Annotated in this window: 14 protein-coding genes; 2 read left to right on the forward strand and 12 right to left on the reverse strand. The window is 66.5% G+C overall.

Translation table 11 applies throughout. The annotated features are described in order from the left end of the window. Positions 1 to 2: 2 nt before the first annotated feature. The 11 genes from paaY to paaA all read right to left on the reverse strand — a co-directional run bounded on the left by paaY (position 3) and on the right by paaA (position 9,762). Complete coding sequence (paaY, locus tag SOM28_RS05215; RefSeq protein WP_123071568.1) at positions 3 to 602, reverse strand: phenylacetic acid degradation protein PaaY; 600 nt, start codon at positions 600 to 602, stop codon at positions 3 to 5. Positions 603 to 607: 5 nt separating this feature from the next. Continuing rightward, positions 608 to 1,813, reverse strand: coding sequence for a 3-oxoadipyl-CoA thiolase (pcaF, locus tag SOM28_RS05220; protein WP_320467442.1), 1,206 nt, complete (start codon positions 1,811 to 1,813; stop codon positions 608 to 610). 12 nt (positions 1,814 to 1,825) lie between these two features. Then, positions 1,826 to 3,139, reverse strand: a complete 1,314-nt coding sequence (gene paaK / locus SOM28_RS05225) for a phenylacetate--CoA ligase PaaK (RefSeq protein ID WP_320467443.1) — start codon at positions 3,137 to 3,139, stop codon at positions 1,826 to 1,828. Positions 3,140 to 3,162: 23 nt separating this feature from the next. Then, complete coding sequence (gene paaI / locus SOM28_RS05230; RefSeq protein WP_320467444.1) at positions 3,163 to 3,600, reverse strand: hydroxyphenylacetyl-CoA thioesterase PaaI; 438 nt, start codon at positions 3,598 to 3,600, stop codon at positions 3,163 to 3,165. After that, positions 3,590 to 5,119 carry a 3-hydroxyacyl-CoA dehydrogenase PaaH gene (paaH, locus tag SOM28_RS05235; RefSeq protein WP_320467445.1) on the reverse strand — a complete coding sequence of 510 codons (1,530 nt, stop codon included), beginning with the start codon at positions 5,117 to 5,119 and terminating at the stop codon, positions 3,590 to 3,592. Before paaH ends, paaI begins: the two co-directional genes overlap by 11 nt. Positions 5,120 to 5,121: 2 nt before the next feature. After that, positions 5,122 to 5,913, reverse strand: a complete 792-nt coding sequence (gene paaG / locus SOM28_RS05240) for a 2-(1,2-epoxy-1,2-dihydrophenyl)acetyl-CoA isomerase PaaG (RefSeq protein WP_320467446.1) — start codon at positions 5,911 to 5,913, stop codon at positions 5,122 to 5,124. Between the two features lie 147 nt (positions 5,914 to 6,060). Then, positions 6,061 to 7,137 carry a 1,2-phenylacetyl-CoA epoxidase subunit PaaE gene (paaE, locus tag SOM28_RS05245; RefSeq protein ID WP_320467447.1) on the reverse strand — a complete coding sequence of 359 codons (1,077 nt, stop codon included), beginning with the start codon at positions 7,135 to 7,137 and terminating at the stop codon, positions 6,061 to 6,063. Positions 7,138 to 7,144: 7 nt separating this feature from the next. Then, a complete protein-coding gene (gene paaD, locus SOM28_RS05250; RefSeq protein WP_123070692.1) occupies positions 7,145 to 7,657 on the reverse strand; it encodes a 1,2-phenylacetyl-CoA epoxidase subunit PaaD in 513 nt (170 codons plus the stop codon). Next, positions 7,657 to 8,409 (reverse strand): 1,2-phenylacetyl-CoA epoxidase subunit PaaC, encoded by a 753-nt coding sequence (paaC, locus tag SOM28_RS05255; RefSeq protein ID WP_320467448.1) that lies wholly within the window; start codon positions 8,407 to 8,409, stop codon positions 7,657 to 7,659. The genes paaD and paaC overlap by 1 nt, the downstream gene beginning before the upstream one ends. Before the next feature lie 8 nt (positions 8,410 to 8,417). After that, positions 8,418 to 8,702, reverse strand: coding sequence for a 1,2-phenylacetyl-CoA epoxidase subunit PaaB (gene paaB, locus SOM28_RS05260; RefSeq protein WP_147933255.1), 285 nt, complete (start codon positions 8,700 to 8,702; stop codon positions 8,418 to 8,420). Positions 8,703 to 8,772: 70 nt separating this feature from the next. After that, positions 8,773 to 9,762, reverse strand: coding sequence for a 1,2-phenylacetyl-CoA epoxidase subunit PaaA (gene paaA / locus SOM28_RS05265; protein ID WP_320467449.1), 990 nt, complete (start codon positions 9,760 to 9,762; stop codon positions 8,773 to 8,775). A gap of 117 nt (positions 9,763 to 9,879) precedes the next feature. Between paaA and paaX the strand changes: the two genes are divergently transcribed. Next, on the forward strand, positions 9,880 to 10,815 hold the full coding sequence (gene paaX, locus SOM28_RS05270; protein WP_320467450.1) for a phenylacetic acid degradation operon negative regulatory protein PaaX: 936 nt from the start codon (positions 9,880 to 9,882) through the stop codon (positions 10,813 to 10,815). Here paaX and SOM28_RS05275 read toward each other — a convergent pair whose 3' ends face one another. After that, positions 10,816 to 11,475: an NAD(P)-dependent oxidoreductase gene (locus SOM28_RS05275; protein ID WP_320467451.1), complete on the reverse strand. Its 660-nt coding sequence runs from the start codon at positions 11,473 to 11,475 to the stop codon at positions 10,816 to 10,818. It abuts the gene before it with no gap. Between the two features lie 100 nt (positions 11,476 to 11,575). Here SOM28_RS05275 and SOM28_RS05280 point away from each other — a divergent pair, with 100 nt between their 5' ends. Next, entirely contained in the window at positions 11,576 to 12,505 is a 930-nt protein-coding gene (locus SOM28_RS05280) for a LysR family transcriptional regulator (RefSeq protein WP_320467452.1), read from the forward strand. Positions 12,506 to 12,524 lie beyond the last annotated feature (19 nt).

Raw genomic sequence — 12,524 nt, forward strand, 5'->3', positions numbered from 1 at the left:
CTTCAGGCTTTCGGCTTGTGCATGCCGTCGGCGTCGAATGCGATGCGTTGTCTGTCCGGCTCCACTTCGGTATCCGCCTCGACCTCACGCATGGTGTGCAGCGATCGCACGGCCAGTTCCTGGTACTGGCGGGTGCCGAAGCTTTTCCACTGCACGTCTTCATCGGTAAGTTCGCGCATTACCTTGGCCGGCGCACCCATCACCATCGAGCGCGGTGGAATCACCATGCCCGCTTTCACGAAGCTGGATGCGGCTACGATCGACTCTTCTCCAACTACGGCCTTGTCCATCACCACCGCATTCATGCCGACCATGGCGTTGCGCTTGACGCGGCAGCCATGCAGCACGGCGCCGTGGCCGATGTGGCCGTCGACTTCGACCACCGTATCTTCCCCCGGGAAGCCGTGCATCACGCAGGTATCCTGCAGGTTGGCGCCCTCTTCCAGGATCAGGCGGCCGAAATCGCCGCGCAGGCTGGCGCAGGGGCCGATATAGCAGCGCGGGCCGACGATCACGTCGCCAATCAGCACCGCCGACGGGTGCACGTAGGCGGTCGGATGCACGACCGGTCGCACGCCGTCGATTTCGTAGACCTTAACCATATCTTTTACACACGCTCCACGATCATCGCGATGCCCTGGCCGACGCCGATGCACATCGTGCACAAGGCGTAACGTCCGCCCGTGCGGTGCAGCTGGTTCACGGCCGTCATCACCAGGCGCGCGCCGGAGGCGCCCAGCGGGTGGCCGATGGCGATCGCGCCACCGTTCGGGTTGACGCGGGCGTCGTCGTCCGCCAGGCCGAGGTCGCGCGTGACGGCCAGGCCCTGGGCGGCGAAGGCTTCGTTCAACTCAATCACGTCCATCTGCTCGAGCGTGAGGCCGGTCTGGGCCAGCAGCTTCTTCACCGCCGGCGCCGGGCCGTAACCCATGATGCGCGGCGCCAGGCCGACGGTGGCCATGCCGACCACGCGTGCGCGCGGGGTCAAGCCGTAGCGGGCGGCGACTTCGCCGGAAGCCAGCAGCAGCGCACACGCGCCGTCGTTCAGGCTCGAGGCGTTGCCGGCGCTGACCGAGCCATCCGGAGTGACCACGCCCTTCAGCTTGGCCAGTGCTTCAATGCTGGTATCGGGGCGCGGCTGCTCGTCGGTGTCGACCACGCGCGATTCACCTTTCTTGAGGGCCACCGTCACCGGCACGATCTCGTCCTTGAAGAATCCTTCTTCGTTCGCGCGTGCCCAGCGCTGCTGGCTGCGCAGCGCGAATGCATCCTGGTCGGCGCGGGCGATGCCGAACTCGCGCGCCACGTTTTCGGCGGTTTCGGGCATCGAGTCGATGCCGTACTTTGCCTTCATCGCCGGATTGACGAAGCGCCAGCCCAGGGTCGTATCCTCCATCTTCGCCGCGCGCGAGAATGCGCTGTCGGCCTTGCCCATCACGAACGGCGCACGGGTCATGCTTTCGACACCGCCGGCGATCACGAGTTGCGCCTCGCCGGCCTTGATGGCGCGCGCGGCGGTGCCCACGGCATCCATGCCCGAACCGCACAAGCGATTGATGGTGTTGGCGGGCACGTCTTGCGGCAGGCCGGCCAGCAGCGCGGCCATGCGGCCGACGTTGCGGTTGTCTTCGCCGGCCTGGTTGGCGCAGCCGTAGAGCAGGTCGTCTACCGCGGTCCAGTCGACGCCCTGGTTGCGGGCCATCAGCGCCGCGATCGGCAACGCGGCAAGATCGTCGGCGCGGATGCTGGACAAGGCGCCGCCGTAGCGGCCGAAGGGGGTGCGGACGGCGTCAACGATGAAGGCGTCGATCATGAATTTCTCCTTTTATTGTTTTGGACGGCGGTCGACCACGCGCCGGGCCTTGCCGGTCAGGGTGCGTTCGATGCCTTGCGGCGGCAGCAGGGTCACGCGAGTGGTCACGCCGACATAGGTCTTGATGCAGTGCTGGAGGTCGCGGCACAGCGCATCCACGCTGTCTGGCGGCAGAGAGGCATCACGCAATTCACCCAGCACTTCGAGCGTGTCGAGATGGCCGTCGCGCGCCACCACCAGCTGGTATTGGGGCGCCAGCGTCGGCATCTTGAGGATCAGTTCCTCGATCTGGCTCGGGAACACGTTTACGCCGCGGATGATCAGCATATCGTCCGAGCGGCCCGTGATGCGGCCCATGCGGCGCATCGCGCGCGAGGTCGGCGGCAGCAAACGGGTCAGGTCGCGCGTGCGGTAGCGGATGATGGGCAGCGCTTCCTTGGTGAGCGAGGTGAATACCAGTTCGCCCTCTTCGCCGTCCGGCAGCACTTCTCCGGTGTCGGGGTCGATGATCTCGGGATAAAAATGGTCTTCCCAGATGACGGGGCCGTCCTTGCTCTCGATGCATTCGCTGGCCACGCCCGGCCCCATCACTTCGGACAGGCCGTAGATGTCGACCGCATCGATGCCGGCGCGCGTCTCGATCTCGCGCCGCATGGCGTCGGTCCACGGCTCGGCGCCGAAGATGCCGACCTTGAGCGACGAGGTGGCAGGGTCGATCCCCTGGCGCGCGAACTCCTCGATAATATTGAGCATGTACGAGGGCGTGACCATGATGATCGACGGCTTGAAGTCGCAGATCAGCTGCACCTGCTTCTCGGTCTGGCCGCCCGACATCGGGATCACGGTGCAGCCCAGGCGCTCGGCGCCGTAGTGGGCGCCCAGGCCGCCGGTGAACAGGCCATAGCCGTAGGAGATGTGCACCAGGTCGCCCTTGCGCCCGCCGGCGGCGCGGATCGAACGCGCCACGACGTTGGCCCAGGTGTCGATATCGTTTTGCGTGTAGCCGACCACGGTCGGCTTGCCGGTGGTGCCGGACGAAGCGTGCACGCGCACCACCTCTTCGCGCGGCACGGCGAACAGGCCGAACGGGTAGTTGTCGCGCAGCGTCTTCTTCTCGGTAAACGGGAATTTCGCCAGGTCGGCCAGCGTCTTCAGGTCGCTCGGGTGTACCCCTGCTTCGTCGAAGGCGGCGCGGTAGTGCGGCACGTTCTCATAGGCGTGCTTGAGCGTCCACTGCAGGCGCTGCAGCTGAAGCGCCTGTAGCTCGTCGCGGCTGGCGCGTTCGATCGGTTCCAGCTCGCCGTCGGCGGGAATACGTTGGACCATCTCAATCTCCTTTCAGTGTTGATTCACGCGTCCATCGGCACCAGGGTGCCGGCGACGCGGTGCGACTTTCCGCGGAACAGCGCGATCCTGCGCCCGTCCTGGTCCGTCACGGCGACGTCGTAGACGCCGGTCTTGCCCTGCAGCGCCTGCTCCACCGCCTCGGCCACCAGCACGTCGCCGGGACGGCCCGGCGCGAGGTAGTCGATGGTGCAGCCGGCGCCGACGGTATTGAAGTTGTGCGAGTTGCAGGCGAAGGCGAAGGCGCTGTCGGCCAGCATGAAGATGTAGCCGCCGTGGCAGGTGGCGTGGCCGTTGAGCATATCGTCGCGCACCTTCATCGACATGCGCGCATAGCCGGGGCGGATCTCGAGCAGTTGCATGCCCAGGCCCTGGCTGGCCGGATCGCGTTCGTACATCGTGCGGCCGGCCAGTTCGGCCAGCCGTTGTGGATCAACGTGCATGGAAACGTGCCCCCTGCGGATCGGCAGCCAGCTTGCGGCGCAGCAGCGGCGACACGCGGTAGCGGTCTTCGCCATAGGTGGCAGCCAGGTTGGCCAGCACGGTGACGACCTGGCGCAAGCCCATGCTGTCGGCCCAGGCCAGCGGGCCGCGTGGATAATTGACGCCTTTCTGCATCGCGATGTCGACGGCGCGTGCGCTGCACACGCCCTGGTTGACGGCATCGGCGGCCTCGTTGGCCAGCATCGCCACTGTGCGCATCACGGCCATGCCGGGAACGTCGTCCATGCGCGTGACGGCAAAGCCGGCGGCCTGGAACAAGCCAACCGCGGCCTGCCAGGCAGCGTCGCCGCACTGGTCGGCACGCGCCAGCGCGATGCGGGTGGCGCCCGCGGGGTCGAGCAGAAGGTCGAACAGGATCGTGTCGCGGTGGCCGTCCGCTTCGGCGCGCTCGGTGGCGCTGCGACCATCGGTGAGGTAGATCGCGGCGCCTTCGCAATACAGGCCGGGCGCGGCCTCGATGGCGACCGGATCGAAGCCGGCGCCACGCAGGCGATCGGCGAGCGCATCGACCGCACCGAGGCCGCCGGCATGGCGCAGCGCAGACGGTTTCTGGCCTGGCGCCTCGGTCTGCGGTGCCGGTTTAACAACGTCGTCACCGTAGCGGTAGAAGCCGCGTCCGGTCTTGCGGCCCAGGAAGCCGGCGCTGACCAGTTCCTGCTGCAGGATCGAGGGCGTGAAGCGCGGGTCGTTGTAGTAGGCGGCGAATACCGAGTTGGTGACCGAGAAGTTGACGTCGTGGCCGATCAGGTCCATCAGCTCGAAAGGCCCCATGCGGAAGCCGCCGCAGTCGCGCATCACGGCGTCCAGCGTCGCCACGTCGGCGGCTTGCTCCAGCAGCAGGCGCAGGGCTTCGGCGTAATACGGCCGGGCCACGCGGTTGACGATGAAGCCGGGCGTCGATTTCGCATGCACCGGGCTCTTGCCCCAGCTTTCAGCGGTGGCATGGACGACGTTCGCGACGTCGCGGCCGGTGGCCAGGCCGCTAATGACCTCGACCAGTGCCATCAGCGGCACCGGGTTAAAGAAGTGCATGCCGACCAGGCGTTCCGGGTGCTTCAACTGCGCGCCGATGGCTGTGACCGAGATCGACGAGGTGTTGGTGGCCAGGATGCAGTGCTGGCCGACGATGCCTTCCAGCTCGGCGAACAGGGCGCGCTTGGCGTCCAGGCTCTCGACGATGGCCTCGATCACGAGGACGGCGCTGGCGGCTTCGTGCAACGACGCGATGCGCTTGAGGCGTTCGCGCGCCAGGTCGGATTCGACCGCGCCCATGCGGCCCTTCTCGACCAGCTTCGCATAGGTCTTGCCGATGCCGGCGATGGCGGTGTCGGCGGCGTCCGCGCGGGTATCGAACAGCAGGACCTGGTGGCCGGCAGTGGCCGCGACCTGCGCGATGCCGGCGCCCATGGCGCCGCTGCCGATGACGGCGACCGTGCTGCCTGGAGGGATGGCGTGCATGCTCACTCTCCCTTGAAATGCGGCGTGCGCTTGGCCATGAAGGCGGCCACACCTTCGCGGTAATCGTGGCTGTAGCCGAGTTCGCGCATCATGCCGGCTTCGAGCTGCAGCTGGTCTTCGAGCGAGTTGGCGTAGCTGGCCTGGAAGGCTTTCTTGGTGAAGGCCAGTCCCTTCGTCGGCGCGGCGGCGAAGTGTTCGGCCATGGCCATCGCCTCGTCCATCAGGGCTTCGTCGGGCACGCAGCGCCAGATCAGGCCCCATTCCTCGGCTTTCTCGGCGCTGAGTTTTTCGCCCAGCATGGCCAGGCCCATGGCGCGCGCATGGCCGATCAGGCGCGGCAGGTGCCAGGTGCCGCCGGTGTCGGGGATCAGGCCCAGTTTGCTGAAGGCTTCGATGAAGCTGGCCGATTTGGCGGCCAGCACGATGTCGCAGGCCAGCGCCAGGTTGGCGCCGGCGCCGGCCGCCACGCCATTGACGGCGCAGATGACCGGCATGGGCAGATTCTTCAGGGTGAGCACCAGCGGGGCGTAGAATTTTTCGACCGATGCGCCCAGGTCGACGCTCGGGGCGCCGGGGTCGACGGCGCGGTCGGACAGGTCCTGGCCGGCGCAGAAGCCGCGGCCGGCGCCGGTCAGGACCAGCACACGGACGGATTTGTCGGCCTGCAGCTTGTCGAGGGCGTCGCGCACTTCGAGATGCATGGCCTGGGTGAAGCTGTTCAGGCGGTCGGGCCGGCTCAGGGTCAGCAGCGCGATGCCGTTTTCGATCTTGAATTGTATGGATTCGTAGGTCATTGTTGTCTCCACTATTTTCGTTATCGTTTGCACGTCGTTCCCGCGAAGGCGGGAACCCAAGTTCGCTGCTACGCCACGAAATTCACCTTAGGTTCCCGCCTCCGCGGGAACGACGGTGTTTGGGCTGCGGGCTATCGATCGATTCGCTTATTCGTGGATATCGAAATCGACCACCACCTTGTCGGTGACCGGGAAACTCTGGCAGCTCAACACAAACCCTCGCGCCACTTCGTAATCCTCGAGCGCGTAGTTCACGTCCATTTCGACTTCGCCATCGAGCACCTTGCAGCGGCAGGTCGAGCACACGCCTCCCTTGCACGAGTAGCGCATGTCGAGCCCGGCGCGCAGGCCGGCGTCCAGCAGCGATTCTTTGTCCTTGTCCATTGTGAAGCTGGCGGCGTTGCCGTCCATGATCACCGTCACTTCAGTCAGGTTTCGTGCTGCCGATTCGACCGAACGCGGCTTGCGCTCGCGCGTCGGCGTGCTGGCGGCGAACAGTTCGATGCGGATCTGCTCCTTCGGCAGGCCGGCGTCCTGCAGCGCGCGCGAGACGCCGTGCATCATGTCTTCCGGGCCGCAGATGAAGGCGACGTCGATGTCTTTGATATCGATCCAGTGGCGCAGGAACTGGCTGCACTTGTCTTCGGTGATGCGGCCGTTGAACAGTTCGATGTCCTGCTGCTCGCGGCTCATCACGTACACCAGGCGGAGGCGCCCCATGTACTGGTCCTTCAGGTCGGTCAGTTCGTCGCGGAAGATCACGCTCGACGAGGCGCGGTTGCCGTAAACGATGGTGAAGCGGCTCTCGGGCTCGGCCTGCAAGGTGGTCTTGACGATCGACAGGATCGGCGTGATGCCGCTGCCGGCGGCGAACGCCAGGTAGTGGCGGCTGCTCGCCGCGTCGAGCGGCACGTTGAAGTTGCCGCTGGGTGGCATTACGTCCAGCGTGGCGCCGGGCTGCAGGCTGTCGTTGGCCCAGCCCGAGAACAGGCCGCCGCTGCAGCGCTTGATCGCCACCCGCAGCTGCGCGTCCTGCACGGCCGAGCAGATCGAGTACGAGCGTCGCACCTCTTCGCCATCGATGGTGGCGCGCAGGGTCAGGTACTGGCCCTGGCGGTAGGCGAAGGCCTCTTTCAGCTCGGGCGGGACGTCGAAGGTGACGGCGATGGCGTCGCGCGTCTCGTGCTTCACCTTCGATACGGTCAATGGATGGAACTTGCTCATGCAGACCTCAGTGGCATTTGAAGTAGTCGAACGGCTCGCGGCAATCGAGGCACTTGTACAGCGCCTTGCACGGGGTCGAGCCGAATTCGCTGGTCAGTTGGGTGTGGGGCGAGCCGCAGTGCGGGCAGGCGACGTCGGGCGCCGCGCGGCGGCGGATGCCGGCGTGCAGGCCGCTGATGTCGATCGCCTGCTGCACCGGCGGCGCGATGCCATAGCCTTTCAGGGCAGCCTTGCCGGCCGCGCTCATCCAGTCGGTGGTCCAGGCGGGAGACAGACGGCTCTCGATACGGACATCCTCGATGCCGTGCGCGCGCAACGCTTCGCTGACCGATTCAGAGATCACCTGCATCGCCGGGCAGCCCGAATACGTCGGCGTGATCGTGACCACGCATGTCTCACCCTCCAGGCGCACGGCGCGCACGATGCCCAGGTCGACTACCGAGATGACAGGGATCTCCGGATCGGCGACCTCGCCGAGCCAGTCCCACACCTGTTCGACGGAGACATCGAGTGCAGTCATTACCAGGCCGCTCCAGGGTAGGCGCGCTGCAGGAACTGCATCTCGGCCAGGATAAAGCCGAGGCGTTCGCTGTGGCGCCCCTGCTTGCCGCCGCGCTGCATCCAGGCGTCGGGCGATGGCATCGTCAGGGTGGCCTCGCTGAAGATGTCGGCCATGTGGTCGAGGCATTGCTTGCGAATCGAATCGACGGCCGGAGCAACTCCCTGCTCCACCATCGCATTGTCGATCTCGTCGTAGAGGAACATCTCGCCGCTATACATCCACAGCTCGTCGAGCGCGGTCTGCATCATGGCGCGGCTCTTGTCGCTGCCATCGCCCAGGCGCACCACCAGGTCGCCGCTGCGGCGCAGGTGATAGGTTACTTCCTTGATCGACTTGGCGGCGATCTCGCGGATGCGCTCGTCGCTTGACTTGGTCAGGCCATCCATCAGGAAGTAGTGCCAGGTATCGAACAAGAATTGGCGCGTCAGGGTGTCGGCGTAGCTGCCGTTGGGCTGCTCGACCAGCAGGCAGCTGCGGTAGTCGTGGGCGTCGCGCAGGAATGCCAGGCGGTCTTCGTCGCGGCCTTTTCCTTCGAGCTCGCCCGCATACGTCAGCCACATGCGGGTCTGGCCCAGGAGGTCGAGGGCGACGTTGGACAGGGCCATATCTTCTTCGAGCGCAGGGCCCTTGCCGACCAGTTGGCACAGTTGCTGCGACAGGATCAGGGCGTTGTCGCCCTGGCGCAGCAGGTACTGGAATTTGGCGTCCATCTGCAGGCTCACAGGTTCTTGACTTCTTCCGGCATCGGGAAGAAGGTCGGGTGGCGGTAGACCTTGCTGTTGGCCGGCTCGAACAGCGACTCCTTGTCGGAAGGGCTGCTGGCGACGATGTCGGCGGCGCGCACGACCCAGATCGAGACGCCTTCGTTGCGACGGGTGTAGACGTCGCGTGCGTTGTTGATCGCCATTTCGGCGTCAGGGGCGTGCAGGCTGCCGACGTGCTTGTGGGCGAGGCCGTGCTGGCTGCGGATGAAGACTTCCCACAGGGGCCATTCTTTGCTCATTGTTGTCTCCGTGATGGCGTTCGGGTAGGTCGAGCGTGTGTTGAACGCGTGGACGGCGGAGCCGTCCACCCTACGCTGCGGCTTTTTTGGCGGCTTGCTTGTCGGCGTGGGCGACGAGGGCATCGCGGAACCATTCGCCGTCGTCCCAGGCTTTGACACGCGTGCGCAGGCGCTCGCGGTTGCAGGGGCCGTTGCCCTTCAGGACGTTGTAGAACTCGGACCAGTCGATTTCGCCGAAATCGTAGGAGCCGCGTTCGGCGTTCCACTTGAGGTCGGGATCGGGCACCGTCAGGCCCAGGTATTCGGCTTGCGGCACGGTCTGGTCGACCATGCGCTGGCGCAGCTCGTCGTTCGAGAACAGCTTGATGCGCCACGCCGTCGATTGCGCGCTGTTGACCGATTCGGCGTCGGACGGACCGAACATCATCAGCGAAGGCCACCACCAGCGGTTGAGCGCATCCTGGGCCATCGCCTTCTGCTCCGGCGTGCCCTTGGCCAGCGCCATCATGATGTCGTAGCCCTGGCGCGCGTGGAAGGATTCTTCCTTGCAGACGCGAACCATGGCGCGCGCATACGGGCCATACGAGCAGCGGCACAGCGGGATCTGGTTGATGATGGCCGAGCCGTCCACCAGCCAGCCGATCGCGCCCATATCGGCCCAGCTCAGCGTCGGATAGTTGAAGATGCTCGAATACTTGGCTTTACCGGCGTGCAGGGCCTGCAGCAGCTCGTCGCGCGAGACGCCCAGCGTCTCGGCGGCGCTGTACAGGTACAGGCCGTGGCCGGCCTCGTCCTGGATCTTGGCCAGCAGGACCGACTTGCGCTGCAGGGTCGGCGCGCGCGTTACCCAGTTACCCTCCGGGAGCTGGCCGACGATCTCGGAATGCGCGTGCTGCGAAATCTGGCGGATCAGCGTCTTGCGGTACGCTTCCGGCATCCAGTCCTTCGGTTCGATCTTGATCCCGGCGTCGATGCGCGCCTGGAACGCCTGCTCTTCGGCGCTCATGTCCTGTTCTGTGCGGACTTTCTTGAGGCCGGTCTCCACCATTTGTGCGTACATAGCTTCCCCCGTGGTTCTCTACAATTGCAAACCCGTCCAAATCATAATACGATACAAAAAACTTGATGTACACAATAATTTTGAATCATATCGCAGCACGAAAAATTGACCGCAATCATGAAACGACTGTCCAGCACTGAGTGGATCGCCCACAACCTGGCCCTCGATCCGCCACGCCACAAGTCGCTGGTGGTGACCGTGTGCGGCGACACGATCGCCCCGCACGGCGGTGCCTTCTGGCTGGGCAGCATGATCGAGCTGGTGGGCCCGCTCGGCGTCGGCGACCGGCTGGTGCGCACCAGCGTGTTCCGCCTGGTGCAGGAAGGCTGGCTGACGGCCAGCCGTGAAGGCCGGCGCAGCCGCTATGCGATCGAGCCGAAGGCGCTGCCTCGCTTCGAGCGCGCCAACCGCCGCATCTATTCGGCGCCGGGCCTGGACTGGGATGGGCGCTGGACCTTCGTGCTGGCGCCGCATGGCAAGAGCGGCAGCATCGACAGCGAGCTGCGCACCCTGCTGCGCAAGGAACTCGAGTGGGAGGGTTTCGCGATGCTGGCGACGGGGGTGATGGCGCATCCGGCGCCCGAGCGCGACACGCTGCGCGAGATCCTGGCGCGCGCGGACGCCACCGACAAGGTCTTCGTGTGCCAGGTCGACGAGCTGCCCGGCATGGGCACGCGCCCGCTGCCCGAGCTGGTGGGCGACTGCTGGAATCTCGACGCGGTGGTGAATGCCTATCGCGGCTTCATCGAGCGCTTCGCGCCGCTGCCCGACATGCTGGGCCAGGGCGACGTGAGGCCCGAGGATGCGTTCGCGATCCGCACGCTGCTGATCCACGCCTACCGGCGGGTGCAGCTGCACGACCCGATGCTGCCGCTGGCCCTGCTGCCGCAGCCGTGGCCAGGGACCGACGCTTATGCGCTGGCGCGCGATATCTACCGCCTGTGCCACGCGCGCGCCGAGGAGCACGTGCTGGCCATGCTGCGCAAGGAAGACGCGGCGACGCCGGAAGCCGACGCCGCCTATCACGGCCGCTTCGGCGGCCTGCGCGATTGATTACGCCGGGCTGGCGACGGTGAAGCGCGCCCGCAGGTGGCGCGGCTGTTCGATCTCGTCGGCGATCGCGAGCGCCAGGTCGGCCACCGCCATACCGGCCGGCTTGTCGCCGTCCATCAGCAAGTCTTCGCCGCCGACACGGTAGCCGCCGGTCGCCTCGCCCTGTCCCAGCATCGCGGGCGGGCTGAGGAAGGTCCAGTCCAGCGTGGTATTTGCGCGCAGCGTGTTCAGCGCGTCGCGCGCCGCCTGCGCGCCCGGCACGATATTGGCCGGCACGTGGTCGACAAATTTGGGCGTGTCGACCAGTTGCACGCCAGGCGCCACGAACAGGCTACCGGCCCCGCCGACCACCAGCAGGCGCCGCACGCCGCCGAGTTCGACGCCACGCTCGATGGCCGCGCTGCCGCGCATGAAGTTGTCGTACAGGGCGGGATCGTTCCAGCCCGGATTGAAGGCCGAGACCACGGCGTCGTGACCGCGCACGGCGGCGGCGACCGCGTCGGCGTCGTAGGCGTCGCCCACCGCCGCGGTCAGGCCGGGCTGCGGCGCCAGCTTCGACGGATCGCGCACCAGCGCGGTGACCTGGTGGCCGCGTTGCAGGAGGGTGGAAAGGACGGCGGCGCCGACGAAGCCGGTGGCGCCGATCAGGGCGATGTTCATGCGTGACTCCAGTGATGTGTTCGAGCTAACCACGATACCGGCTTCACGATAAGGCGATAAGATGGCTGGAAGCACTATCACCTTGAAGCCAGGCTAATAGATGAACGACCTGAAACCCTATGCGGTATTCGCCGAGACGGTCTCGAGCGGCTCGATGAGCGCCGCCGCGCGTCGGCTCGGCATGAGCCCGTCCGCCGTCAGCCAGACCATCCGCGCGCTCGAGCGGCAGGCCGGCGTGACGCTGCTGCACCGCTCGACGCGCAAGCTGACCCTGACCGAGGCCGGCGCCCGCTGCTACCCGCACTGCCTGCGCTTGCTGGAAGCAGCCAATGCCGCCAACGACTCGCTGCTGCATGCGCGCGACGCGCCGAGTGGCGAGCTGCGGGTGGCGGCGCCGGTGGGCTTCGGCCTGCACATCGCGCCGGCCCTGGCGCCGGTGCTGGCCGCGTGGCCGCAGCTGCGCCTGCGGCTGCTGGTCGACGACGCCATGATCGACCTGATCGACGCCCGCATTGACATCGCCATCCGCGCCGGCCGCCTGCCCGATTCGGGCTGGATCGCACGCCGCCTGTGCCGGTTCGAAGTGATCCTATGCGCGGCGCCGGCCTATATCGAACGCCACGGCATGCCGGACACGCCGCGTGCGCTATCAAACCATCACTGGCTGGGGTCGATGCGCCAGGCAGTCGAGCCGAAAGGCGACGACGGCGTGCCATCCATGGAGCTCGACCTGCGGCAGGGGGAGCAGCGCGAGCACATGCGCGTCGGCGTGCGCATCGTCAGCAACAACCAGCTCTCGCTGCAGCAGATGTGCGAACAGGGAATGGGGCTCGCGCTGCTGGGCCATGCCGACGTCCACCCCGCCCTCGAACGTGGCGCCCTGGTACGCGTGCTGCCGCACTGGCAGTTGCCGGCACTGCCGGTGGCGGCCATGACGCCGCGGCGCGACGGCGATCCGGCCAAGGTAAAGGTTGCGCTGGACGCCCTGCAGCGTCATTTCGCCGCCCTGCCCGGCGCCAGGCCCGCCTAGCGAGGGATTATCGAAAACG

The organism is Massilia sp. CFBP9026 (assembly GCF_034045165.1).
GTDB classification, from domain to species: Bacteria; Pseudomonadota; Gammaproteobacteria; order Burkholderiales; family Burkholderiaceae_D; genus Telluria; species Telluria arenae.

Coding starts and splice junctions, on each gene's coding strand:
- paaE (WP_320467447.1), bottom strand. CDS start 7,137: ATGAGCAAGTTCCATCCATTGACCGTATCGAAGGTGAAGCACGAGACG.
- paaH (WP_320467445.1), bottom strand. CDS start 5,119: ATGCACGCCATCCCTCCAGGCAGCACGGTCGCCGTCATCGGCAGCGGC.
- paaB (WP_147933255.1), bottom strand. CDS start 8,702: ATGAGCAAAGAATGGCCCCTGTGGGAAGTCTTCATCCGCAGCCAGCAC.
- pcaF (WP_320467442.1), bottom strand. CDS start 1,813: ATGATCGACGCCTTCATCGTTGACGCCGTCCGCACCCCCTTCGGCCGC.
- paaA (WP_320467449.1), bottom strand. CDS start 9,762: ATGTACGCACAAATGGTGGAGACCGGCCTCAAGAAAGTCCGCACAGAA.
- paaC (WP_320467448.1), bottom strand. CDS start 8,409: ATGGACGCCAAATTCCAGTACCTGCTGCGCCAGGGCGACAACGCCCTG.
- paaX (WP_320467450.1), top strand. CDS start 9,880: ATGAAACGACTGTCCAGCACTGAGTGGATCGCCCACAACCTGGCCCTC.
- paaY (WP_123071568.1), bottom strand. CDS start 602: ATGGTTAAGGTCTACGAAATCGACGGCGTGCGACCGGTCGTGCATCCG.
- paaK (WP_320467443.1), bottom strand. CDS start 3,139: ATGGTCCAACGTATTCCCGCCGACGGCGAGCTGGAACCGATCGAACGC.
- paaG (WP_320467446.1), bottom strand. CDS start 5,913: ATGACCTACGAATCCATACAATTCAAGATCGAAAACGGCATCGCGCTG.
- paaI (WP_320467444.1), bottom strand. CDS start 3,600: ATGCACGTTGATCCACAACGGCTGGCCGAACTGGCCGGCCGCACGATG.
- SOM28_RS05280 (WP_320467452.1), top strand. CDS start 11,576: ATGAACGACCTGAAACCCTATGCGGTATTCGCCGAGACGGTCTCGAGC.
- paaD (WP_123070692.1), bottom strand. CDS start 7,657: ATGACTGCACTCGATGTCTCCGTCGAACAGGTGTGGGACTGGCTCGGC.
- SOM28_RS05275 (WP_320467451.1), bottom strand. CDS start 11,475: ATGAACATCGCCCTGATCGGCGCCACCGGCTTCGTCGGCGCCGCCGTC.